Genomic DNA, 23,448 nt, shown 5'->3' with positions numbered 1-23,448 from the left:
ACCCTTACATCGACCGCGCACCTGATTCCGTGTCGGCCGCGCGCAGGCCCCAGAGGATCAACGCCACGGCGGTCAGCCCGAAGGCCGTGTGCACGTACGTCGCGGTAAGAGGCCCGTTGACCACCGGTGGGATGTGGATGAGCAAGACGGTGACAACGCCGAGACGAGCGATCAGCAGCGACCTCCCCGTCAGGCTTACCTGTGCCGCCAACCCGATAACCACACCGGCGATATACATCGACGTGGTGGGAATGGCGGAGTCCCACAGGCTGGCATAACCGAGGTTGCCCACAAGAAGTAGTGGGAACAGCGAATCGACCAAGGCAGGCCTACCTGCCTTGCGGCGGGCCATGATGTCGTCCACGGCGAACGCCGACAGCAGCAGTACTGCGGCGCCGATCGGGATCAGCCACTTCGGCTGGTGGCCGTATGCGTTCGGCACGAACAAGCTCACCGCCAGCGCGCCGCACACCGCTGACGCCACCAGGTGCGCTCGGACTGCCTGCCCGGGGCGAGACGACGCCGAGCCTTCGAGGACAAGGCAGCCCACCGCGAGTACGGCACCGACCAGGAACGGGGTGAACATCGTGTACTGGACGGCTCGCCCCTCCGCGACCAGCGCACTCGCCTTCGTGGAGTAAGCGATTCCCGCCGTTGCCAGCGGTAGGCCGACGGCGGGTAGGAGAGCCCTGGGCGCCGCGACCACCGCGACCAAGGTGGCGACCAGCAACCACTGCGCCGCGGGCGTGGCGATCGCGGCGAACGGCGTGGCGGTCACCTGCGCCGCGGCCTCGTCGAAGATCACCACGAGTCGGATCGGCGCTGTCGCGACCAGCACCACCACCGCCGCCACGGCCAGGACGACCACGGTCGCCGGCCGCCGCGGCACCACCCCCGGGGTGGCCAGCGGGCGGACAGCGCCTGGCAAGACCGTGACAGGGCCGGACACGAGCCGCGGCCGGACCACGTCGAAGGGGTTGATGCCGCTGGGCAGGACCTCACTGGGGTCTGCTGGTTCGAACTCGTCCTGCGGCGCGTTGTCGTCGGGCTCGGAGTCACCATGCTCGGTGCGCGCGGAACCCACCGCGGCTCGCCCGACCGCTGCTTGCCCCGGCGTCTTGTCGAGCGTGTCCGTTGGCTCCCGCTGGGGGGACTGGGCCGCGAGCACGGCCGCTGCCGCCGCGGCTACTCGGCGGCTGTCGTCGTCGGCGAGGTCGACCAGGGCGAGTCGGGCGGCGAGTGCCTTGCCCTCGTGGCCCGAGGTCAGCAGCCGCGCCAGGTCCTTGACGACGCCCTCGCGCACCGAGACCAGCAGGTGCCCGACCGCGTCGCGCACCTGTTCCGGCAGTTCGGAGGGCACCGTCACCGGTCTGGCCCGGCGCGCCACCCGCAGGTCGCCGCGCAGGTCGAACACCCACTTGCCCGGCGTCTGGTTCGGGGTCGCGGCGCGGACCCGGTCGTAGACGTGGTCGTAGAGCTCGTCCAGCCCGACGACACCGTCCTGGTCGCGGTCGGCGTCCCCGGTCCGCAGGCCCTCGACCAGGGCGGCGGTGAACACCGACGGCGCGGTCGCCGCCGAGTCGGTCAGCTCGCTGCCCTCGAACGCGTACTCCATCGCGCTCGACGCCGTGATCACCGCGCGGCCCCTGCCGCGGAACCGCTCCTCGACGCCGACCTGCTCGCCCGCCCTGGCGACCATGCCGCGGTGGAACGCCCCGGCGTAGCAGCAGTCCAGCAGCAGCACGACCTGCCGCGCCCTGGTCCGGTCCATCTGCCTGCTGACGAACTCGGCCGACACCGCCGTCGACCCCAGCCGGTCCAGCCTGGTCGTCGCGGTCGCGAAGTGCAGGTCACCGGCCGGGTCCTTGACGCCGTGGCCGGAGAAGTACAGCAGGAGCAGGTCGTCGCCGTCGCGGTCGGCGAAGAAGCCCTCGACGGCCTCCGAGGTGGCCGAGGCGGGCAGGTCGAGTTCGGTGCTGACCGCGAACTCGCCGATCGCCGGGTCGCCGAGCACCGCGGCCAGTTCCCGCGCGTCGGCCTCGGGTGCCCGCAGCGCGCGCAGCCCGGGGTCGCGGTAGTCGCGGTTGGCGACGATCAGCGCGTGCCTGGCCATGACCCCAGACCGTACCGCCTACGGTCGATCTTCGGTGTCGTCCGGGTCCTCGGGCTGGTCGAGGAAGGTCTCGATCACCCGGTGGTCCGCGCGGGTCCGGGCGCCGGTGATCTCCAGGGTCCGGCCGTCCGGCGCGGTGAGGGTGATCCTGCGGTCGGTGGCGCGGGTGATCCAGTCGCGCAGCGCCCTGGCGAGTTCGACGAGCACGGGGGAGGAGCTGACGGCGACCACCAGGGTGGTCACGGCGCCGGGGTCCAGGCCCTTGCTGTGCTCCGGTGGGGTGCGCTTGTCGTCGAAGTCGACCGAGTCGACCTCGAGTTCCAGCAGTTCGGAGCGCAGTTGGCGGGTCAGGCCGTCGGCCTCCGCCTCGTCCGCGCCGTGCACGTGCACCGAGATCGACCTCATGCCGTCAACCGTAGCGGGGCCCACCGACCCCGCCGCGGTCGACGGGCATCAGGCCACGAACTCGGTCAGCACCATGACCTTCGGCTCGGTGAAGTCCAGCATCGCCGACTGCACGCCCTCGCGGCCCACCCCGGAGTCCTTGACCCCGCCGTAGGGCATCTGGTCGGCGCGGTAGGTCGGCACGTCGCCGATCACCACGCCGCCGACCTGCAGCTTCGCCGTCGCGTACGCCGCGACCCGCAGGTCGTGGGTGAACACCCCGGCCTGCAACCCGTACCGGGACCGGTTGGCCGTCGCGATCGCCTCGTCCACCGAGGCCACCCGCTCGACCACGATCACCGGGCCGAACACCTCCTCGGTGACCACCGCGCACCCCGCGGGCACGTCGGCCAAGACCACCGGGTCGATGGCGTTGCCGTTGGTCCTGCCGCCGGTGAGCAGCGTCGCGCCCCTGGTCACCGCGTCGGCCACCCAGTCGGAGACCCGGCGGGCGGCGTCGGCGTTGATCAGCGGGCCGACGTGCGTGGCCGGGTGCGCCGGGTCGCCGGTCGGCAGGCCCCGCACGTACTTGACCAGCGCGGGCACGAACTCGTCGTACACGTCGGTGTGCGCGTAGACCCGCTGCACCGACACGCACGACTGGCCCGCCTGGTGCGTGCCGAACGCCGCGACCCTGGCCGCGGCGCCGTCGAGGTCGGCCCAGTCGGGGGCGACGATGACCGGCGCGTTGCCGCCCAGTTCCAGCAGCACGTGCTTGCGCGGGTGCGAGTCGTTGATCCGCCAGCCCACCGCGTCGGAGCCGGTGAACGAGATGACCGGCAGCCTGGGGTCGCCCACCAGGTCCGCGATCTGCTCGTTGGTCATCGGCAGCACCGACCACGCGCCCGCGGGCAGGTCGGTCTCGGCCAGCAGTTCGCCGAGCAGCAGCGCCGACAGCGGCGTCGCGGGCGCGGGCTTGATGATCACCGGGCAGCCCGCGGCGATGGCCGGGGCCAGCTTGTGCGCGACCAGGTTCACCGGGAAGTTGAACGGGGTGATGCCCAGCACCGGCCCGCGCGGCACCTGCCGGACCAGCGCGACGCGGCCCTCGGAGCCGGGGTCGGTGTCCAGCCGCTGCACGGTGCCGGAGAACCGGCGGGCCTCCTCCGCGCCCCACCGGAACGTGGCCACCGCGCGGGTGACCTCGGTGCGCGCCCAGGTGATCGGCTTGCCCGACTCGGCGGTGATCAGCGCCGCGACCTCGTCGAGCCGCTCGTCCAGCCGCCGCGACACGTGGTCGAGCGCGTCGGCCCGGACGTGCGCGGGCAGCGCGGCGACCTCGTCGCGGACGGCGGCCGCGGCGGCCACCGCCTCCTCGATGTCGGCGGCGGTGGCGTTGCTGGTGACCCCGGTGACCGCGGCGTCATACGGGCTGCGCACGGTCACCGGGGAGTCGGAGGTGCGGGGCTTGCCCGCGACCCAGTAGGGGACTGGCTGGCTCACTGGCCTGCCTGTCCGTAGTGCATCCAGACGCCCTTGATCTCGGTGTAGGCGTCGATCGCGTAGGGGCCCATCTCGCGGCCCCAGCCGCTGGACTTGAAACCGCCCCACGGCGCGGCAGCGTCAGGGATGCAGGGCATGTTCACGAACACGGCGCCCGCGCGGATACCGGCGGCGAGGCGGTGGGCAGTGCGAACGTCGTCGGTCCACACTGACGCGGCGAGGCCGTAAGGGGAGTCGTTGACGCGGTGCAGCAGTTGGTCCTCGTCGTCGTAATCGAGGACGGTCAGCACCGGGCCGAAGATCTCCTCGCGCACGATCGCCATGTCGTCGGAGACACCGGCGAACACGGTCGGGCGGTAGAAGTTGCCCTTGGCCAAGTCACCCTCGGCGCGCGCGCCACCGGCGACTAGCTGGGCGCCCGCGGTAACGCCACCTCGCACGTAGGAGTCGACCTTGGCGAGGTGCTCGGCGGTGACAAGAGGGCCGAGTTGGGTGTCGGCGGCGTTGCCCGGTCCGAGCTTGAGGCCGTCCACGGCCTTGCCGAGCTTGGTGGCGAACTCGTCGACCCGCTTCGAGTCCACGTACAGGCGGGCGAACGCGGCGCACACCTGGCCGCTGTTGAGCAGGCCGCCCGCGACGGCACCCGCGACGGCGGCGTCGATGTCGGCGTCGCGCGCGATGACGGTCGGGGTCTTGCCGCCCAGCTCCAGGGTGATCCGCTTCAGGTCGTGCGCGGAGGCGGCGACGATGTCCTTGCCGACCTCGGTGGACCCGGTGAACGAGACCTTGTCGACGCCGGGGTGGCGGACCAGGGCCTTGCCCGCGGCGGGGCCGCCGGTGATCAGGTTGACCACGCCAGCGGGCACCCCGGCCTCGGCGCACAGCCTGGTCAGGAAGGCCGCGGTGAGCGAGGTCTGCTCGGCGGGCTTGAGCACCACGGTGTTCCCGCAGGCCAGCGCCGGTGCCAGCTTCCACGTCATGATCATCAGCGGGAAGTTCCACGGGGCGATCAGCGCGCACACGCCCACCGGGACCCGCTGGTCGAACTGGAGGGTGTCCGGGAACGAGACCTGCCGCACCGCCCCGTCGATCTTGGTGGTGAACCCGGCGAAGTAGCGGAAGTGCTCCACCGCCCCGGCCACGCTGACCGCCTTCGCGACCCCGAGCGGCTGCCCCTGGTCCGCGGTCTCCAGCGCCGCGATCTCCTCGCCGTGCGCCTCGATCAGGTCCGCGATCCGCCACAGGATCCGCGCCCGCTCCGTCGCGGGGACCCGCCCCCACCCCGGCAACGCCGCCCGAGCCGCCGCCACCGCCGCGTCCACCTCGGCCACCCCGGCATCCACCAGGGTCGCGATCTGCTCCCCACTGGCCGGATCAACACTGGCGAACTCGCCCGCCCCGGCCGGACGCACCCACTCCCCATCGATGAAAAGCCCCTCGGTGCGCATCGGCTCCCCTTCCTTGCCGCCACTGGACCAACGCGACACCAAGTCTCAGCCCAGCACCCCTCCCGGTGATTGCCTACCAGCGCATACCAATTGACCAGCCGCGCCCGGAGGTGGCTTCCGCGTGCTTGGCTGGTGTGCCAGGTCAGGGCAGTTCGGGTTCGATCCGGCCAGCGACGGCGTTCGCGATCTTGCAGCGCTCTGGTGCTGGCCCGCCGAGGACGTAGACATCGACGCGGCTTCTGTCTGTGACGTTGATGGCGACCACGCAGCCATTGGCGGTCTCGTCCAGGGTCTGCACGGCGTCACGCGAACCGACCTTGACGGGAGTGCGCGGCTGACTGCCCTGAAGATCCTTGATGCCGTCTTGCTGGTAGTAGGTGATGTCGAGCGAGAAGCTGTCGGCGATGACGGGCTTCTCCGCGCGCCACCGGCAAGCCGTGTACCCCTTGGACTTCTTGGGTCTTGCGGAGGTGCTGATGCCCAACTCCTTGATCATGGAGCTGGGCAACCACTCGCACGGGTCTGCTTCGGGCGCGGGTGAGGTCGTGCCCGGTGTCGAGGTGGTCGTGCTGGTGCTCTCGGCTCCAGCACTGGGGGTACCGGGCTCCTGTGTCGTGCACCCGGCCAGCGCGACCACCACGCTCGCGACGCAGGCCAGTCTTGTCGAACGCCTCACAGACCTTCGTCCCCCTCAGCTGAGCTGCCCCGCCACCTGCTGGTCCACAGACTGATAGTTTGCCATCGCCTGTCTGATCGCTGCCTCCGCGTCCAGCAGCGATACCCGCAGTTGGTCCAGCTGGGTGAGGAAGCCTGCGCTGTCACTGGCGACTTGGCGGAGGTAGGGCTTCATGACCTCGGCGTTGGTGGAGGTGCCGAGTTTGGCCGTTTGGTCGAGCTGGCGCAGGTCCATCATGTTGTCATCGACCCATGCCACCATGTTGCGGATCGCCGTGAGCAGCGATTGCCCGCCGTGGTCGTTGACGGCGAAGCCGCCGCGGGCTGCCAGGGCGGCGAACTCGCCCACGGCCGCGCCGATGCTGCCGATGTCGTCGGTCGTTGCCACGTGCGCTCCCCTGCGTGCTCCTGTCCAGCGGGACGATAGCAACGGTGCCGTCAGGGCAACTGCGGAACGGGGGAAGATGGTCACAATAGGTGATAGTGACCGAGGTCACGACAACGAGAACCGAGTCGGCGGGTTTCGGCTACAACTGGAGAACGTCAGTCGGCGCGGTGGGTGGCGCTGCGTTGGCGGTATTCGCTGGGGGAGAGGCCGTACTCGGTTTTGAAGGCTCGGCTGAGGTAGGAGGCGTCTACCAGGCCCCAGCGGGCGCCGATGGTGCCGATGGCTAGTTGCTGCTTGGCGGGGTCGGCCAGGTCTTGGCCGCAGCGTTCGAGGCGGCGTTGGCGGATCCAGCCGGAGACGGTCACGCCTGCGTCGCTGAAGAGCTTGTGCAGGTAGCGGGTGGAGATGTGGTGGGCGGCGGCGATCTCGGTGGGGGACAGCGCCGGGTCGTTGAGGTGGGTCTCCACATAGGACTTGATTTTGACCAGCAGCGCGCCGCGGGTGGATTCCGCCGGGACGTTGGAGTAGTCGACGCGGTCGGCCAGGGCCGTGCCGAGGAGGTCGACGACGTTGCGGGCCAGGCGGACGCTGCCGTAGACCTGCGGGTCGTCGAGGTTTCTGGCCAGTTGCACGAGGATCGACGACACGATGCCGGACACGCCCGAGCCGCCGGAGAAGCGGGTCGCGGTCAGCTGCTCCACGTGCCCCGATGGCAGGCACAGCATGTCGCGCGGGAACATCAGGACCAAAGTGGACGACACGTCGTCGAAGGCCAGCGTGTAGGGCCGGGTCGTGTCGTAGATGGCGAAGTCGCCCGGGTCCAGCGCCGCCTGGCGGCCGTCCTGCGACAACCGGGCGGTGCCGTGCAGCTGCAGGCCCAGCTTGTACATCTCCGGGTTCGCCCTGGCGATGGCGCGCTGGGTGCGGCGGACGGTGTGGGCGTCGGCGGTGGCCTCGTAGACGGCGACGCTGCCCAGGTTCTGCCCGCGCAGCCGCCCCCGGAAGGCCGCCCGCTCACCGGGCGCCGCCTCCAGTGGGACGAACGTCTGCGAGACCGCGGACTCCCACAGGTCGAACTGCTGCGCCGCTGGCGCGCCCGCCGTCGTCACCGAGTACGTCAACGCTGACCTCCTTGCCGCAAGTGACACTGCGTGACTGGGAACACTCTGCCCCGCGCCCCGGTCCCGTCAAGGGGCCGCCGCGCACCGAGTCCGACCCGCAACACGGACCGACCGCGATGCGCTGGCGGACAACCGCTGTGCACCCCTTGCCAACCGCACAACGCCGGAAGTGGGTAGACCTGTTCCCATCGGCGGCACGCGCCGCCGCCGGAGTGGGAATCATATGCGATCCGCTACATGATTTCGACGACGAAGTCCGATGGAGGAGGTCACCATGGGTGAGCTGGTCCTGGCAGCCAAGATCACGCACGTTCCGTCTATCTGGCTGTCCATCCAGCCCGGCAAGAACCACGGCATCCGCAAACCCGCGGAAGAGGGGCTGGCCGAGGTCGGTCGCCGTGCCCGTGAGCGCGGTGCCGACACCTTCCTGGTGGCCGACTCGCACTGGATGAACAGCATGTCCTTCCACGTCAACGGGAAGGCCAGGCACTCGGGCAGCTACGCGTCGCACGAGCTGCCGCACTTCATCGCCGACCTGGAGTACGACTACGACGGCGCACCCGACCTGGCGCGGCTCATCGGCGAGGAGATCAACGCCGGTGGACAGAAAGCCATGGTCCACGACGTCAAGGACCTGGGCCTGGAGTACGCGACCCTGGTGCCGATGCACTTCATGAACCGCCCGGAGAACACCGGCGGCGCCCAGCCGCTCAAGGTGCTGCCGATCGGCTGCAACATCTACTCCACCATCGACGAGAACCGCCGCGTCGGCGAGGCCATGCTGCGCGCCATCAAGCGCTCCGACCGCAAGGTCGCCTTCCTGGCCAGCGGCAGCCTCTCGCACCAGTTCCCCACCAACGAGATCTCCTCGCAGTACCTGAACAAGATCTCCAACCCGTTCAACGAGCAGGCCGACCGGGTCGTGCTCGACCAGTGGCGCGAGGGCCGCATCGCGGACTTCCTGGAGACGCTGCCGACCTACAACGAGCGCTGCACCGGCGAGGCCGCGATGGCCGACACCGCCATGATGTTCGGCCTGCTCGGCTGGAAGGACTACAGCGGTAGAGGCGAGCAGCTCTGCGACTACTTCCCGAGCAGCGGCACCGGCCAGGTCATCGTCGACTTCCCGGTCCCGGCGTGAGCGCGCACCCGCTGGGTCTCCAGCCGTCGAAGATCATCGCGGTGCACCTGAACTACCGCAGCCGCGCCGCCGAGCGGGGCCGCTTCCCCGAGGAGCCGTCCTACTTCGTCAAGCCGCCGTCGTCGCTGTCGCACACCGGCGCCGACCTGGTCCGACCCAAGGGCACCGTCCTGTCCGCGTTCGAGGGCGAGATCGCCGTCGTGATCGGCAAGCGGGCCAAGAACGTCAGCCGCGCGCAGGCGCTGGACCACGTCAAGGGCGTCGCCGCGGCCAACGACTTCGGCGTGCACGACCTGCGCTACGCCGACCGCGGCTCCAACCTGCGCAGCAAGGGCGCGGACGGCTACACCCCGGTCGGCCCGGTCCTGCTCGACCCCCGCACCGCCGACCTGACCCTGCGCACCTGGGTCAACGGCGTGCTGGTGCAGGAGGCCAAGGTCGACGACCTGCTGTTCGACTTCGCCTACCTGATCGCCGACCTGTCGCGCACCATCACCCTGGAGCCCGACGACATCATCCTCTGCGGCACCCCCACCGGCGCGACCGTCGTCGAGCCGGGTGACGTCGTCGAGGTCGCGGTCGGTGACACCGAGCGACTGGTCAACACCGTCGTGGAGGCCGAGAACGAGCTCCCCAAGCCGGGCGCGCGGCCGCAGGTGACTCCGACGGACCGGTCGATCGCGTACGGCAACGACGTTCCCGCCATCAAGCCCGAGACCGAGGCCGCGCTCAGGCAGGTGTCCACCGCGACCCTGTCCAGCCAGCTGCGCAAGCGCGGTCTGAACCACACGTTCCTCAACGGACTCGCCCCGGCCCGCCCCGACCTGCGCATGGTCGGCACCGCGCACACGCTGCGCTACCTGCCGCTGCGGGAAGACATGTTCGACCAGCGCGGCGGCGGCATGAACGCCCAGAAGCGCGCCGTCGAGGCCATCGGCGGCGGTCAGGTCCTGGTCATCGACTGCCGCGACGAGCACGGCGCGGGCACCATCGGCGACATCCTCGCCCTGCGCGCGGCCCGCCGCGGCGCGGTCGGCATCGTCACCGACGGTTGCCTGCGCGACAGCCCGTCGTTCCGCGAGCTGGAGATCCCCACCTACTCCGCGGGCGCGCACGCCGCGGTGCTCGGCCGCAAGCACGTGCCGTGGGAGATCGGCGTCGACGTCGCCTGCGCCGGTGTGCTGGTGCGCCCCGGCGACGTGCTGGTCGGCGACGGCGAGGGCGTCATCCTCATCCCGCCCGCCATCGTCGACGAGGTCGCCGCCGACGCGCTGGAGATGGAGCGGCAGGAGAAGTTCATCCTGGCCAGGGTCGACGAGGGCGAGTCCGTCGACGGCCTCTACCCGCTCGGTCCGAGGTGGCGCGAGGCCTACGACAACTGGGACGGCCAGTGAGCAGCCCCGCCACCCCGACAACACCGGCGCTGGAGGGCCGCTCCAAGACGCAGTACGCGTACGAGACCCTCAAGCAGCGCATCGTCGACGGCTGGTACGGCCCCGGCACCCGCCTGGTGTTCGACCGCATCGCCCGCGACCTCGGCGTCAGCGCCGTCCCGGTGCGCGAGGCGGTGCGGCGGCTGGAGGCCGAGGGCTGGGTGGTGTTCGAGCGCAACGTCGGCGCCCAGGTCGCGGGCGTCGACCCGGACCAGTACCGGCACGCCATGCACACCCTGGCCCTGCTGGAGGGCCACGCCATGGCCACCGCGCGGCTCACCCCCGCGGCGCTGAGCAGGGCGGCGACCCTCAACGAGCGGATGCGCGCCACCCTGGCCGCGTTCGACCCGCTCGGCTTCACCCGCCTCAACCGCGAGTTCCACCTGCTGCTGTGCGGCGGCTGCCCGAACCCGCACCTGCGGGACCTGGTCACCAGGGAGTGGAACCTGCTCGACGTTCTACGCCGGTCGACTTTCGCCCTGGTACCTGGCAGGGCCCGCGAGTCGGTGGAGGAGCACGACGAGCTCCTGCGCCTGCTGCGCACCGGCGCCCCCGCGGCCGAGGTCGAGGCCTTCGCCCGCCAGCACAAGCTCAACACCGTCAGCGCTGTCGTATCCGCCAAGTAGCACTTGCGAGGTCGACGACGATGGTCCACCCGCACGGCTGCAAATGTCTACAGTTGGAGACGCAATGAAGTTCCGCGCCACCCCGTCGCTGATCAAGGGCTCGATCGCCCCGGTCGTCACCCCGTTCACCGCCGATGGCGCGGTGGACACCGAGGGCCTGCGCAGGCTCGTGCGCTGGCAGCTCGAGTCCGGCTCGCACGGCATCTCCATCGGTGGGTCCACCGGTGAGCCGAGCGCGCAGAGCGTGGCCGAGCGGATCGCGGCGATGCGGGCCGTCGCCGAGGAGATCGACGACCGGGTGCCGTTCCTGCCCGGCACCGGCTCCACCAAGCTCGAGGAGACCCTGGAGATCACCGAGGCCGCGCACAAGCTCGGCGCCGACCTCGCGCTGGTCATCACCCCGTACTACAGCCGCCCCACCCAGGACGGCCTCATCGCCTGGTACGGCACCGTGGCGCGGGAGTTCCCCGACCAGCCGATCGTGATCTACAACGTGCCCTCCCGCACCGCCGTGGACATCGCGCCGGAGACCGTGGCGACCCTGCGCCGCGCCCACGACAACATCGTGGGCATCAAGGAGACCACAAAGGACTTCGAGCACTTCTCGCACGTGCTGCACAAGTGCGGCCGCGACTTCCTGATGTGGTCGGGCATCGAGCTGCTGTGCCTGCCGCTGCTGGCCATCGGCGGCATCGGCTTCGTCAGCGCGCTGGCCAACATCGCCCCGGCCGCGGTGGCCAAGATGTACGAGCTCTACGTCGCCGGCGACCACGACGGCGCCATCGACCTGCACTACCAGCTGGCGCCGCTGGTGGAGCTGCTGTTCGTGGAGACGAACCCGGCGCCCGCCAAGCACATCCTCAAGGACCTGGGCCTGATCGAGAGCGGCTTCGTCCGCGCCCCGCTGATCGAGCCGACCCCCAAGGGCCTCGAGCGCATCAACGCACTGCGCGCCCAGGCCGAGCACCTGCTGGTCCGCCCCTCCCTCTAGCAAGCGCCCCGAGCCGACCCCCCTAGGAGCAACCATGGCCGAGCAGGCTGTTCCCCGTCCCGTCGACCTGCCCAGCGACCTGCGGCACTTCATCGACGGCAAGCCCGCGTCCAGTGTGGACGGCGCGACCTTCCCGGTCGCCGACCCGGTGACCAACGAGGTCTACGGCCGCGTCGCCGCCGGTGACGCCGCCGACATCGACCTCGCCGTCGCCGCCGCCAAGCGCGCGTTCACCGATGGCCCGTGGCCGCGGCTCACCGCCCGCGAGCGCGCCAAGATCCTCAACAAGATCGCCGACGGCATCGAGGTCCGCGCCGAGCGCCTCGCCGAGCTGGAGACCTTCGACACCGGCCTGCCGATCACCCAGGCCCGTGGCCAGGCGCACCGCGCCGCCGAGAACTTCCGCTACTTCGCCGACGTCATCGTCGCGCTGCACGAAGAGGCGTACATCGTCGGCGACAAGCAGGTCAACTACGCGATCCGCCAGCCGGCGGGCGTCGCGGGCCTGATCACGCCGTGGAACACCCCGTTCATGCTGGAGACCTGGAAGCTGGCCCCCAGCCTCGCCTCCGGTTGCACCGTGGTGCTCAAGCCCGCCGAGTGGTCGCCGCTGTCGGCGAGCCTGCTGCCCGAGATCATGGCCGAGGCGGGCGTGCCGGACGGCGTGTTCAACCTGGTGCACGGCATCGGCGAGCAGGCGGGCGCCGCGCTCGTCGCGCACCCGGACGTCCCGCGCATCTCCTTCACCGGCGAGAGCGGCACCGGCCAGATCATCATGCGCACCTCGGCGGAGAACCTGAAGGAGGTGTCGATGGAGCTCGGCGGCAAGTCCCCGTGCGTGGTCTTCGCCGACGCCGACTTCGACCGGGCCGTCGACGCCGCGGTGTTCGGCGTGTTCTCCCTCAACGGCGAGCGCTGCACCGCCAGCTCCCGGGTCCTGGTCCAGCGCGAGATCTACGACCGGTTCGTCGAGGCGCTGGCCGCCCGCGCCGCCGCGGTCAAGGTCGGCATGCCCGCCGACGCCGCCACCGAGGTCGGCGCGCTCATCCACCCCGAGCACTACGCCCGGGTGCTGGAGTACGTCGAGATCGGCAAGCGCGAGGCCCGCCTGGTCGCCGGTGGCGACCGCCCGGCGCACCTGACCTCGGGCAACTTCCTGCAGCCGACCGTGTTCGCCGACGTGCGCCCGGACGCCAGGATCTTCCAGGAGGAGATCTTCGGCCCGGTCGTCGGCGTGACCCCGTTCGACACCGAGGAAGAGGCCATCGAGCTGGCCAACGCCACCAAGTACGGCCTCGCCGGGTACGTCTGGACCAAGGACCTGCAGCGCGGGCACCGCGTCGCGCGCGCCGTGCAGTCGGGCATGGTCTGGATCAACTCGCACAACGTGCGCGACCTGCGGACCCCGTTCGGCGGCATCAAGGCCAGCGGCGTCGGCCAGGAGGGCGGTGTGCACAGCATCGACTTCTACAGCGACGTGCGCGCCATCCACGTGGCCGTGGGCGACCTGCACACCCCACAGTTCGGCAAGCAAGGCTAGGTCGGCAAGCAAGGCTAGTTCGGCAAGCAGGCCCAGTTCGGCAAGCAAGGCTAGTCCGACAACCTCGCGGCCCGGTCCCACGGGCTGGGCCGCGAGGTTGGCCGGGGGCGAACATTCGTTGTCCGGCGGCGCACTAGTGGTCTTGGTGGTGGCGGAAACCACTCCGGCGGGAATTAGCGTGCCCGCCATGGGCAGCATGGGCGGGAAGGTGGCACTGGTCACCGGGGCCGGTTCCGGGGTGGGCGCCGCGATCGCGCGGCTGCTCGACGCCGAGGGCGCCGTGGTGGCCGTGCTCGACGGTGACTCCACCGCGGCCGAGCTGGCATCGCGGGTGCTGCGCCGGGGCATGGTGGTGCGCGCCGACGTGGCCGACCCGGTCCAGGTCGACGGCGCGGTGCGCGCGGTGCTCGACCACTTCGGCAGGCTGGACGTGCTGGTGAACAACGCGGTCGGCCGGGAGTGCGCCCCGGTCGGCCCCGGCTCCACAATGGACATAACGGACGAGCAGTGGCACACCGCGCTCGCCGCGGGCCTCGACGGCGCCTTCTACGCCACCAGGGCCGCGGTGCGGGCGATGAAGGGCCAGGGCAGCGGGGCCATCGTCACCGTCGCCGCGCGGTGCGGGCACCTGGCGCACCACAGCGCGGTCGACGGCGCGATGCGCGGCTTCACCGCCGCGGTCGCCAAGGACGTCGCCCCGCTGGGCATCGTGGTCGGCGGCGTCGCCCCCGACTGCGCGGACTTCCTGGTGCCCGACGACATCGCCGCCGCCGTGCTCGACCTGCTCGGGCCCGGCGGCGAGCGGCGCAGTGGACAGACGATCACGACGAGAGGGACGAGCGGATGAGGTTCGCGGACACGGTGGTCCTGATCACCGGTGCTGGTACGGGGATCGGTGCGGCCACGGCCCGCCGGGTGGTCGCCGAGGGCGGCAAGGTCGTGCTGACCGGGCGGCGCGAGGCCCCGCTGCGCGAGGTGGCCGACCCGCTGGGCGACGCGGCGCTGGTCCTGCCCGCCAACGCCGCCGACAGCGCGGCCATGAAGGGCGTCGTCGCGGCGACCCTGGAGCGGTTCGGACGGCTGGACGTGGTGGTGGCCAACGCGGGCGGGCACGGGCTCGGCTCCGCGCTCGACACCGACGACGCCAGCTGGGCGCAGGCCATCGAGGTCAACCTGACCACGGCGTTCGTCACCATCCGCGAGGCGCTGCCCGCGCTGTCGGTGCGCGGCGGCTCCATCGTGCTGGTGTCGTCGCTGGCCGGGCTGTTCGCCGGTCCCGCGGTCGCCGGGTACGTCACCACCAAGCACGCGCTGATCGGCCTGACCCGGTCCATCGCCCGCGACTACGGCAAGCACGGCGTGCGCGCCAACGCGGTGTGCCCCGGCTGGGTGCGCACGCCGATGGCCGACCTGCAGATGGACGAGCTCGCCGCGATCAAGGGGACCGACCGCGACGGCGCCTACGGCATCGCCACCGAGAACGTGCCGCTGGGCCGCCCGGCCACCTCGGAGGAGGTCGCCGCGGTGATCACCTTCCTCGGTTCGAGCGACGCCGCGATCGTCAGCGGCGCCGTGGTGACCGCCGACGCCGGGTCGAGCGCGGTGGACCTGCCGACGATCGCGTTCGACTAGGGCTGCTTTCGACTAGGGCTGCCTTCGACCAGGGCTGCTTTCGACCAGGGCTGCTTTCGACGAGAGCCGGTTCGACTAGGGGTGTTTCGCGGGGTGGTCGCGGGTTGCGGCCACCCCGCGATGCTCCAGGACCCGCCGCGACCGGTCCGCTACGCTGGGCGCATGTCGACGTGGCGCGATCTGGTGCAGTACGTGTCCGAGGAGTACGAGGTCATCTCCAGCGAGGGTGACGAGGTCCGCATCCTGTTCAACTTCGAGGCCTTCAACGAGGACGACGAGCGCACCCAGGTCGTCATCATCGCCAGGGAGGTCCTCGACGCCAAGCACGAGTGGGTCCAGATCGCCTCCCCGGTCGGCCTCGCCGACAAGGTGGACCTCAAGGCGGTGCTCACCGAGATCGGCCACTCGTCCATCGCCTGCGGCGCCGCGATCATGGGCGAGCACGTCGTGCTGCGGCACTCCCTGCCGCTCAAGGACCTCGACATCCACGAGTTCACCGACCCGCTCGAACTCCTCGCGGGCACCGCGGACCAGATCGAGGAGATGTTCTTCGGCGGCGACAACTACTAGGTCCCGCTCGCGGCGAGTACTCCACCCCATCGGCCCATGCCGGTGGGGTTTTTTGTGTTCGCAGGTACCGGACTGGGGGCCGGTGGTGCGAATGTCCGGTCTGCGAATCCGTGTCATGGGCTCGCGGACTATTGTTGGATGAGTGGGCGCGGCATCTTGCCACACGCTGATGTGGGTCGCATTTCGGAAGCGGTGGGAGAAGGCGCAGTTATCGCCTCTGCTTATCATTCGGGCGGCCGGGTGCCACGACTGGATCATATCGCTGCGACGTTCGGACCAGCTCGGACCTCGGGCGGGCACCGCATTGGGCACCGCTGTTGACGCTATGTGGAAGTGTTATGGATAGCGTCGTTCGCGCTTCAAGACTTGAGAAGCGGCACATTCCCAGAATGGGAAGCTGTGTGAATGCTGCTCCTTTCGGGTAGCGCTATGTGAATTCCTGCACCCGGTAGGCGCTACATGTGGTTGCTTAGCAACAGCTACGTTTTGCGTGTCGCCCACATCTGCGACAACTGTGAATTGGTGTGAATGCCGGTCGCTGGTCGGTGGAATCCGCGCGGCCAGCGCGAGGTGAAAGGAATTCGATTATGAGCGCACCGGAGTCCGTCGCCGTCGTCGACGACGCCGGGGTCCTGGTCGGGACCGGCGTCGCGCACGGGGCGCGGTGGCGCAGCGGGGAGCGGTTACAGGACCTGCTCCGGCGATCCGACCGGGCCGCTGTCGACAGCGGTGAGGTGGTGCTGACCTACGCCGAGCTCGACGACCGGGCCAACCAGCTGGCCAGGTACCTGCTCAGCCGCGGCGTCGGCGCGGGGGACCGGGTCGGGCTGCTGTTCGACCAGGCGTGGCGCGGCTACGTCGCGATGCTGGCGGTGCTCAAGGTGCACGCCGCCTACGTCCCGCTCGATCCCGGGTTCCCCGCCGACCGCATCGGCTACATCCTGGGCGACGCCGACGTCGCGCTCGTGCTCACCCAGCAGCACCTGGTGCCCCTGCTCGGTCGCGGGGAGACAGCCGTGCTCGGTGTGGACACCGCCACCGACGCCATCGACGCCCTCGACACCGCGCCGCTCGCCGACGACGAGCACGGCGGCCCGGTCGACGACCTCTGCTACATCATCTACACCTCGGGCTCCACCGGCCGACCCAAGGGCGTCGCGGTCGAGCACGCCAGCATCTGCAACTTCGTCCGGGTCGCGGGCGAGGTGTACGGGCTGCGCCCCGACGACCGGGTCTACCAGGGCATGACCATCGCCTTCGACTTCTCCGTCGAGGAGATCTGGGTGCCGTGGGTGGTCGGCGCGACGCTGGTGCCCCGCCCCGGCGGTGCCGCGCTGGTCGGCCACGACCTCGCCGAGTTTCTCACCGACCGCGCCGTCACCGCGCTGTGCTGCGTGCCGACCCTGCTGGCCACCCTGGACGACGACCTGCCCGGCCTGCGCTTCCTGCTGGTCTCCGGCGAGGCCTGCCCGCGCGACCTCATCGCCCGCTGGCACCGCCCCGACCGCCGCTTCCTCAACGTCTACGGCCCCACCGAGGCCACCGTCACCGCCACCTGGACCACGGTCGACCCGGACCGCCCGGTCACCATCGGCGTGCCGCTGCCCACCTACTCGGTGGTCATCCTCGACCCAGACCGCACGACCGCCCTCCCGCGCGGGGCCACCGGCGAGATCGGCATCGCGGGCATCGGCCTGGCGCGCGGCTACCTCAACCGCGACGACCTCACCGGCAAGGCGTTCATCGAGGACTTCCTCGGCATCGACAACAACCCGTCGGGGCGCATCTACCGCACCGGCGACCTGGGCCGGGTCGACGCCGACGGGCACATCGAGTACCTGGGCCGCATCGACACCCAGGTCAAGGTCCGCGGGTACCGCATCGAGCTGACCGAGATCGAGTCCGTGCTGCTCAACGCCCCCGGTGTCGTCGCGGCCGTTGTGGACACTCATCAACCCGCCGAGGGCGCGGTCGAACTGGCTGGCTACTACACCTCCCGCGGCGAGTTAGACCAAGACGAACTGCGCGCCCACCTACGCGAACACCTGCCCTCTTACATGGTCCCGGCCTACCTGCAACGGCTCGACGCGATCCCGATGACACCGAGCAACAAGGCCGACCGCAAGAGCCTTCCCGCGCCCAGTGGTCCCCGCCGTATCAGCACCAAGGACCACGTCGACCCGGAGACACCGCTAGAGATCGCGTTGGCCGAAGAACTGGCGGCAGTACTGGGCGTCGAGCAAGTCTCCGCGCGCGGCCACTTCTTCACCGACCTCGCCGTCGACTCCCTGCTGATGTCCCGGTTCTGCGCCAAGGTCCGCCAACGCGCCGACGTCCCGACCGTGACGATGCAACAGGTCTACCAACACCCCACCATCCACGATCTCGCGGCAGTCCTACCCGTCACCGTTCCCGTAGAGGCCGCAGTGGCCGCCGCGGACACGCCTGACCCGATCAAGGGTTGGCGCTACCTGCTCTGCGGCGCCGCGCAACTGGCCTTCCTGCTCGGTTATGTCTACTTCGCCGCGCTCGTCCTGGATGTCGGCGTCAGCTGGGTCCTCGCGGGCGCCGGCCTGCTCGACATGTACGTGCGCGCCGTGACCTTCAGCGGCACCGGCTTCCTGATCGCCTGCACCGTCCCGATCGCGCTCAAGTGGCTGCTGGTCGGCCGGTGGAAGGCGCGGTCGTTCCGGATCTGGGGACTGGCCTACTTCCGGTTCTGGGTGGTGCGCTCGCTGATCCGGTTCAACCCGATCCGGTTGTTCACCGGGTCCCCGCTGCTGGCGCTGTACCTGCGGGCGATGGGCGCGCGGGTCGGCGCGGGCGCGATCATCCTGACCAGGAACATCCCGGTGTGCACGGACCTGCTGACCATCGGCGCGGGCGCGGTCGTGCGCAAGGACACCTGGCTGGTCGGCTACCGGGCCGAGGCTGGGATGATCACGACGGGGCGGGTCACCATCGGCGCGGGCGCCTACATCGGCGAGGCGGGAGTGCTCGACATCGACACCACGCTCGGCGACGGCGCCCAGTTGGCGCACGCGTCCTGCCTCCCGGCGGGTGCGTCGGTCCCGGCGGGGGAGAGCCGGCACGGGTCGCCTGCCCGACCGACCACAGTGGACTTCCGGTCGGACATCAGCGCGAACGTCACCCGATGGCGGCGGTTCGGCTTCAGCTTCCTGCAACTGTTCACCACGATCGTGTGGTCCTTGCCGGTCGTGATGCTCGTCGGTGACCTGCTCGCCGAGGCGTTCGCGGGCCTCGTCCCGGCGAACCCCGCCAGCATCGCCTTCTACGCGATCCAGTTGGCCGCCGCCGCCACGTTCTACGTAAGCGCCATCGTCCTCGGCCTGCTCGTGGTGACGACCTTGCCGCGGTTGCTCAGCCGAGCTCTTACCCCGGGCACGGTGTATCCCCTCTACGGGCTCAAGTACACGTTGCAGCGCACCATCACCCGGCTCACCAACTCGCGCACGAACCTCTACCTGTTCGGCGACAGCTCTTACATCGTCCACTACCTGAAGCTGCTCGGGTACGACCTCGGCCGCGTCGAGCAGACCGGCTCGAACTTCGGCGTGGAACTCAAGCACGACTCGCCGCTGCTCAGCGGCGTCGGCTCCGGCACGATGGTCTCCGACGGCCTGTCCATGGTCAACGCCGACTACTCCGGGACCGCGTTCCGGGTACGCCGCGCCGACATCGGCCCGCGCAACTTCCTCGGCAACAACATCGTCTACCCGCCCGACGCCCGCACCGGCGAGAACGTCCTGCTCGCCACCAAGGTCATGGTCCCGGTCGACGGACCCCCGCGCGGCGACACCGGCCTGCTCGGCTCGCCCGCCTTCGAGATCCCGCGCACGGTCCGGCGCGACACCTCGTTCGACCACCTCAAGTCCGGCGACACGTTCCGGCGCCGCCTCGCCGCCAAGAACCGGCACAACCTCGCCACCATCGGGCTGTTCCTGCTGGTCCGCTGCGTCGACCTGTGGGCGGTGGTGGTGATCAACGTGATCGCCGCGGGCCTCTACCCCCGGTTCGGCACCGTCGCCACCGCGCTCGGCATGCTCGCGACGTACCTGGTCGTGGTGCTCTCCGGTGTACTCGTCGAACGCGCCACCCTCGGGTTCCGCCGCTTGAAGCCCCGGTTCTGCTCGATCTACGACCCGGCGTTCTGGCGCCACGAGCGGTTCTGGAAGCTCAGCGCGGGCCGCTACCTCGCCCTGGTCAACGGGACCCCGGTCAAGGTGCTGCTGTGGCGGCTGCTCGGCGTCCGGATGGGGCGGCGCGTGTTCGACGACGGCTGCGCGGTCCCCGAGAAGACCCTGGTGACCATCGGCGCCGACTCCGCGCTCAACGTCGGCAGCGTCGTGCAGGGGCACTCGCTCGAAGACGCCACCTTCAAGTCCGACCACATCGTCCTCGGCGCCCGCACCACCCTCGGTGTCGCCGCGTTCGCCCACTACGGGGTGCGGGTGGCCGACCGCACCACCGTCGACGCCGACTCCTTCCTGATGAAGGGCAGCGAGACCGACACCGGGTCCCGCTGGCGCGGCAACCCCGCCACCGAACTGACCAGGCACGCGCCCACCGGACCCGAACCGGTCATGCCGACTGCTGCTGACTCGGTCGTGCCGACTGCTGCTGACTCGGTCGTGCCGACCGGAACCCACCACGCTGCCAAGAACACGGGAGTGAGCCGATGACCGACCTGATCGCCGAGATGACCCAGCCGCGCGTCGACGGCGCCCTACCCGGACCGGGATCGGCGGCCTACCTGGCCCGCCAGGCCCGCACCGAGTCCAACGCCCGCAGCTACCCGCGCGGCCTGCCGATCGCCATCGAACGCGGCCAGGGCAGCTTCGTGCGCGACGTCGACGGCAACGTGTTCATCGACTTCCTGGCCGGTGCCGGGGTGCTGTCGCTGGGGCACAACCACCCGGAACTGGTGCGCGCCATGGTCGAGCAGCTCGGGTCGCTGACCCACGCGCTGGACTTCCCGACCCCGGCCAAGGACGCCTTCGTCGAGGCCCAGCTCTCGATGCTGCCGCCCGCCATGCGCTCCCGCACCAGGATCCACTTCTGCGGGCCGACCGGGGCCAACGCGGTCGACGCCGCCATCAAGCTGTGCAAGACCGCCACCGGCCGCGGCGACATCGTGTCCTTCCAGGGCGGCTTCCACGGCGCCAGCCACGCCGCGATGGCCGTCACCGGTCTCGTGTCGCAGAAGCAGCCCGTCGCCAACGGCATGCCCGGCGTGCACTTCCTGCCGTACTCCTCGTGCGCGCGCTGCCCGCTCGGCCTGCGGCCCGACACCTGCGAGACCAACTGCGCCACCTACTTCGAGAACGCGCTGCGCGACCCGAACGGCGGCCTGCCCAAGCCGGCCGCGGTGATCATGGAGCTGGTGCAGGGCGAGGGCGGTGTGGTGCCCGCGCGGCCGGAGTTCGTCCGCCGGGTCCGCGCGGTCACCGCCGAGCTGGACATCCCGCTCATCGTCGACGAGGTGCAGACCGGCTGCGGCCGCACCGGCACCTGGTTCGCCTTCGAGCAGTACGGCATCACCCCGGACGTGGTGGTCGCCTCCAAGGCGCTCAGCGGGGTCGGGTCGCCGGTCGCGGTGATCTTCTACGACGAGCGGCTCGACGTGTGGAGCCCCGGCGCGCACACCGGCACCTTCCGCGGCAACCAGCTCGCCTTCGCCGCGGGCACCGAGGCCGTGCGGATCGTGCGCCGCGACAACGTGCTGGGCAACGTCGTGGCCCGCGGCGAGCAGGTCGCCGACCGGCTCGCCGCGCTCACCGCGCACCCGCTGGTCCGCGAGGTGCGCGGCGTCGGCCTGATGTGGGGCATCGAGCTGCTCGACGCCCCGGACGGCACGCCCGCCTCCGCCCTGGCCGCCTCGGTGCGCACCGAGGTGCTCAACCACGGCCTGATCCTCGAACTCGGCGGCCGCGACGACACCGTGGTCCGGTTGCTGCCGCCGCTCAACGTCACCGCGGAGGTCCTCGACACCGCGTGCGACATCCTCATCGCGGCCATCACCGGGCTGCCCCACCGGGAGCGGGGTTGAGATGGCACTCGTGGTCCAGAAGTACGGGGGCTCCTCGATAGGGTCGCCGGAGCGGATCCGGCGCGTCGCCGAGCGGGTCGTGGCCACCCGCGCAGCCGGGCACGACGTGGTCGTCGTCGCGTCCGCCATGGGGGACACGACCGACGAGCTGCTCGACATGGCCAACCGCGTCTCCCGCGGGCCCGGCCCGGCTCGCGAGCTGGACATGCTGCTCACCTCGGGGGAGCGGATCTCCAACGCCCTGCTGGCCATCGCGCTGACCGACCTCGGGCACCCGGCGTGCTCGTTGTCCGGGCCGCAGGCGGGGGTCTTCACCACGCCGGAACACGGCCACGCCCGCATCGTCGACGTGCTCCCGACCCGGGTCCGCCAGGAGTTGGACCGCGGCCAGGTCGTTCTGGTCGCGGGCTTCCAGGGCCTGTGCAAGGACACAGACGACGTAACCACCCTCGGCCGCGGCGGCTCCGACACCACCGCGGTAGCCCTAGCAGGCGCCCTCCACGCCGACGTCTGCGAGATCTACACCGACGTAGACGGCGTCTGCACCGCCGACCCCCGGGTAGTCCCCACGGCCCGGTTGCTAGACCGCGTCTCTTACGCCCAGATGCTCGAACTAGCCGCCCACGGCGCCAAAGTCCTCATGCCCCGCTCAGTCGAGTACGCCCGCCGCCAAGACGTGACAATCCACGTCCGCTCCTCCTTCACCGACCGGCCGGGCACGCTCGTCACCACCCAGGAGCCCGAGATGGAGAAACCCGCCGTCACCGCGATAGCCCACGACCGGTCTGTGGCCCTGGTGTCGGTCACCGGCGTCCCCGACGAGGACCCGGCTCGTTCCGCGCGGGTGTTCCGCGTGTTGGCCGACGCGGGGGTGGAGGTGGACATGCCTGTGCACAAGTCTTCGCGAGGGCGGGTGGATCTGTCTTTCGCGGTCGCGCGCGGGGCGGCGTCTACGGCTGTTGGCGCGTTGCATGCTGCTGCTGAGGAGATCGGGTTCGCTGCTGTCACGAGTGACCACCATGTTGGGACGGTGTCTGTGGTGGGGGCGGGGTTGTGCGCTGACGTGACTGCGACGGTGTGCGAGACGTTCGCGGCATTGCCTGCGCGGATTCGGTTGTTGACTACGTCGGAGTTGAGAATCTCGGTGCTGTGCGGGGAAGGGGAGTTGGATCGGGCTGTGCGGGCGTTGCATGAGGTGTTCGAGTTGTCGGCTGGGCGGGTGGGGGAGGTGGCGACTGTGTATGCGGGGACGGGGAGGGGGTGGTGATGTGGTGCGGTGAGGGGGTTGTCCACAGGGGCGCTGCTCGTTCGGCGCGGTTTGTCGGTGCTGCTCGGTAAGCTGTATATCGGGGGGTGCTCTGGCGGGTTTGATCTTGAGATGCGGCTCTCGTGCTCGGATTCGCCGTCGACGTTAAACGCCTCGCCTTCGGCATTGGCCCGGGCGCGAGTTTCGAGCTTTGCTCGATGGGGCGAACTTGTTTTGTGCGGGGCCTTGGTTTCAGGTGATGGGTGCGCCACCGTGGTTGATCAGTAGTTCGTTCATCTTCTCGGTGGGCGATGCCCAGTCGAGGGTCATGCGGGGTCGTCCGTTGAGTTGGCGGGCGACGTGGTCGAGGTGGGCTTGGGAGTGGACCGACAGGTCGGTGCCTTTGGGGAAGTATTGGCGCAGGAGTCCGTTGGTGTTCTCGTTGGTTCCGCGCTGCCAGGGCGAATGTGGGTCGCAGAAGTAGACGGGTATCCCGGTGGTGACGGTGAACTTCGCGTGGTCCGCCATTTCGCTGCCCTGGTCCCAGGTGATCGAGTTTTTCAGGAA

The 23,448-nt window shown here is 70.4% G+C and carries 19 protein-coding genes; 11 read left to right on the top strand and 8 right to left on the bottom strand.

The window, feature by feature from the left end:
• Nucleotides 1-4: 4 nt before the first annotated feature.
• The 7 genes from BMY07_RS25580 to BMY07_RS25550 form a co-directional block, all read right to left on the bottom strand.
• Entirely contained in the window at nt 5-2,113 is a 2,109-nt protein-coding gene (locus BMY07_RS25580) for a caspase family protein (RefSeq protein ID WP_092783894.1), read from the bottom strand.
• An 18-nt stretch (nt 2,114-2,131) separates the two neighbouring features.
• Nucleotides 2,132-2,518 (bottom strand): effector-associated constant component EACC1, encoded by a 387-nt coding sequence (locus BMY07_RS25575; protein WP_092783891.1) that lies wholly within the window; start codon nt 2,516-2,518, stop codon nt 2,132-2,134.
• A 48-nt stretch (nt 2,519-2,566) separates the two neighbouring features.
• Nucleotides 2,567-4,000: an aldehyde dehydrogenase family protein gene (locus BMY07_RS25570; protein ID WP_092783888.1), complete on the bottom strand. Its 1,434-nt coding sequence runs from the start codon at nt 3,998-4,000 to the stop codon at nt 2,567-2,569.
• On the bottom strand, nt 3,997-5,448 hold the full coding sequence (locus tag BMY07_RS25565; protein WP_092783885.1) for an aldehyde dehydrogenase family protein: 1,452 nt from the start codon (nt 5,446-5,448) through the stop codon (nt 3,997-3,999). The genes BMY07_RS25570 and BMY07_RS25565 overlap by 4 nt, the downstream gene beginning before the upstream one ends.
• A gap of 142 nt (nt 5,449-5,590) precedes the next feature.
• A complete protein-coding gene (locus tag BMY07_RS25560) occupies nt 5,591-6,085 on the bottom strand; it encodes a DUF3558 domain-containing protein (protein WP_245782686.1) in 495 nt (164 codons plus the stop codon).
• Nucleotides 6,086-6,139: 54 nt separating this feature from the next.
• Nucleotides 6,140-6,511, bottom strand: a complete 372-nt coding sequence (locus BMY07_RS25555) for a hypothetical protein (protein ID WP_245782656.1) — start codon at nt 6,509-6,511, stop codon at nt 6,140-6,142.
• Nucleotides 6,512-6,666: 155 nt separating this feature from the next.
• Nucleotides 6,667-7,632: an AraC-like ligand-binding domain-containing protein gene (locus BMY07_RS25550; RefSeq protein ID WP_092783879.1), complete on the bottom strand. Its 966-nt coding sequence runs from the start codon at nt 7,630-7,632 to the stop codon at nt 6,667-6,669.
• Nucleotides 7,633-7,906: 274 nt separating this feature from the next.
• On the opposite strand from BMY07_RS25550, the gene hpaD reads away from it, so the two are divergent.
• The 11 genes from hpaD to BMY07_RS25495 all read left to right on the top strand — a co-directional run bounded on the left by hpaD (nt 7,907) and on the right by BMY07_RS25495 (nt 22,902).
• Nucleotides 7,907-8,773 carry a 3,4-dihydroxyphenylacetate 2,3-dioxygenase gene (gene hpaD, locus BMY07_RS25545; RefSeq protein ID WP_092784488.1) on the top strand — a complete coding sequence of 289 codons (867 nt, stop codon included), beginning with the start codon at nt 7,907-7,909 and terminating at the stop codon, nt 8,771-8,773.
• Nucleotides 8,770-10,167, top strand: a complete 1,398-nt coding sequence (locus BMY07_RS25540) for a fumarylacetoacetate hydrolase family protein (RefSeq protein ID WP_092783876.1) — start codon at nt 8,770-8,772, stop codon at nt 10,165-10,167. The genes hpaD and BMY07_RS25540 overlap by 4 nt, the downstream gene beginning before the upstream one ends.
• Nucleotides 10,164-10,832: a GntR family transcriptional regulator gene (locus tag BMY07_RS25535; protein WP_092783873.1), complete on the top strand. Its 669-nt coding sequence runs from the start codon at nt 10,164-10,166 to the stop codon at nt 10,830-10,832. Before BMY07_RS25540 ends, BMY07_RS25535 begins: the two co-directional genes overlap by 4 nt.
• A gap of 64 nt (nt 10,833-10,896) precedes the next feature.
• Nucleotides 10,897-11,823: a 4-hydroxy-tetrahydrodipicolinate synthase gene (gene dapA, locus BMY07_RS25530; protein WP_092783870.1), complete on the top strand. Its 927-nt coding sequence runs from the start codon at nt 10,897-10,899 to the stop codon at nt 11,821-11,823.
• 34 nt (nt 11,824-11,857) lie between these two features.
• On the top strand, nt 11,858-13,363 hold the full coding sequence (gene hpaE / locus BMY07_RS25525; RefSeq protein ID WP_092783867.1) for a 5-carboxymethyl-2-hydroxymuconate semialdehyde dehydrogenase: 1,506 nt from the start codon (nt 11,858-11,860) through the stop codon (nt 13,361-13,363).
• A gap of 187 nt (nt 13,364-13,550) precedes the next feature.
• Nucleotides 13,551-14,210, top strand: a complete 660-nt coding sequence (locus BMY07_RS25520; RefSeq protein WP_092783864.1) for an SDR family NAD(P)-dependent oxidoreductase — start codon at nt 13,551-13,553, stop codon at nt 14,208-14,210.
• Nucleotides 14,207-14,995, top strand: coding sequence for an SDR family NAD(P)-dependent oxidoreductase (locus BMY07_RS25515; RefSeq protein WP_092783861.1), 789 nt, complete (start codon nt 14,207-14,209; stop codon nt 14,993-14,995). Before BMY07_RS25520 ends, BMY07_RS25515 begins: the two co-directional genes overlap by 4 nt.
• A gap of 162 nt (nt 14,996-15,157) precedes the next feature.
• Nucleotides 15,158-15,565 carry a type III secretion system chaperone family protein gene (locus tag BMY07_RS25510; protein ID WP_092784485.1) on the top strand — a complete coding sequence of 136 codons (408 nt, stop codon included), beginning with the start codon at nt 15,158-15,160 and terminating at the stop codon, nt 15,563-15,565.
• A gap of 587 nt (nt 15,566-16,152) precedes the next feature.
• Nucleotides 16,153-20,268 carry a Pls/PosA family non-ribosomal peptide synthetase gene (locus tag BMY07_RS25505; RefSeq protein WP_092783858.1) on the top strand — a complete coding sequence of 1,372 codons (4,116 nt, stop codon included), beginning with the start codon at nt 16,153-16,155 and terminating at the stop codon, nt 20,266-20,268.
• On the top strand, nt 20,265-21,635 hold the full coding sequence (locus BMY07_RS25500; RefSeq protein WP_092783855.1) for a diaminobutyrate--2-oxoglutarate transaminase family protein: 1,371 nt from the start codon (nt 20,265-20,267) through the stop codon (nt 21,633-21,635). The genes BMY07_RS25505 and BMY07_RS25500 overlap by 4 nt, the downstream gene beginning before the upstream one ends.
• A gap of 1 nt (nt 21,636) precedes the next feature.
• Nucleotides 21,637-22,902 carry an aspartate kinase gene (locus tag BMY07_RS25495; RefSeq protein ID WP_092783852.1) on the top strand — a complete coding sequence of 422 codons (1,266 nt, stop codon included), beginning with the start codon at nt 21,637-21,639 and terminating at the stop codon, nt 22,900-22,902.
• Nucleotides 22,903-23,133: 231 nt separating this feature from the next.
• Here BMY07_RS25495 and BMY07_RS25490 read toward each other — a convergent pair.
• The coding region (locus BMY07_RS25490; RefSeq protein ID WP_143073638.1) for an IS30 family transposase at nt 23,134-23,448 on the bottom strand (315 nt) is incomplete at its 5' end.

The organism is Actinokineospora terrae (genome assembly GCF_900111175.1).
Taxonomy (GTDB): domain Bacteria; phylum Actinomycetota; class Actinomycetes; order Mycobacteriales; family Pseudonocardiaceae; genus Actinokineospora; species Actinokineospora terrae.
This window is presented reverse-complemented; position numbering and strand designations above follow the sequence as displayed.

Bases quoted from the DNA above. Each gene is read 5' to 3' on its own strand.
- BMY07_RS25580 (WP_092783894.1), bottom strand. From the start codon at position 2,113: ATGGCCAGGCACGCGCTGATCGTCGCCAACCGCGACTACCGCGACCCC.
- BMY07_RS25575 (WP_092783891.1), bottom strand. From the start codon at position 2,518: ATGAGGTCGATCTCGGTGCACGTGCACGGCGCGGACGAGGCGGAGGCC.
- BMY07_RS25565 (WP_092783885.1), bottom strand. From the start codon at position 5,448: ATGCGCACCGAGGGGCTTTTCATCGATGGGGAGTGGGTGCGTCCGGCC.
- hpaD (WP_092784488.1), top strand. From the start codon at position 7,907: ATGGGTGAGCTGGTCCTGGCAGCCAAGATCACGCACGTTCCGTCTATC.
- dapA (WP_092783870.1), top strand. From the start codon at position 10,897: ATGAAGTTCCGCGCCACCCCGTCGCTGATCAAGGGCTCGATCGCCCCG.
- hpaE (WP_092783867.1), top strand. From the start codon at position 11,858: ATGGCCGAGCAGGCTGTTCCCCGTCCCGTCGACCTGCCCAGCGACCTG.
- BMY07_RS25520 (WP_092783864.1), top strand. From the start codon at position 13,551: ATGGGCAGCATGGGCGGGAAGGTGGCACTGGTCACCGGGGCCGGTTCC.
- BMY07_RS25515 (WP_092783861.1), top strand. From the start codon at position 14,207: ATGAGGTTCGCGGACACGGTGGTCCTGATCACCGGTGCTGGTACGGGG.
- BMY07_RS25510 (WP_092784485.1), top strand. From the start codon at position 15,158: ATGTCGACGTGGCGCGATCTGGTGCAGTACGTGTCCGAGGAGTACGAG.
- BMY07_RS25505 (WP_092783858.1), top strand. From the start codon at position 16,153: ATGAGCGCACCGGAGTCCGTCGCCGTCGTCGACGACGCCGGGGTCCTG.
- BMY07_RS25500 (WP_092783855.1), top strand. From the start codon at position 20,265: ATGACCGACCTGATCGCCGAGATGACCCAGCCGCGCGTCGACGGCGCC.
- BMY07_RS25495 (WP_092783852.1), top strand. From the start codon at position 21,637: ATGGCACTCGTGGTCCAGAAGTACGGGGGCTCCTCGATAGGGTCGCCG.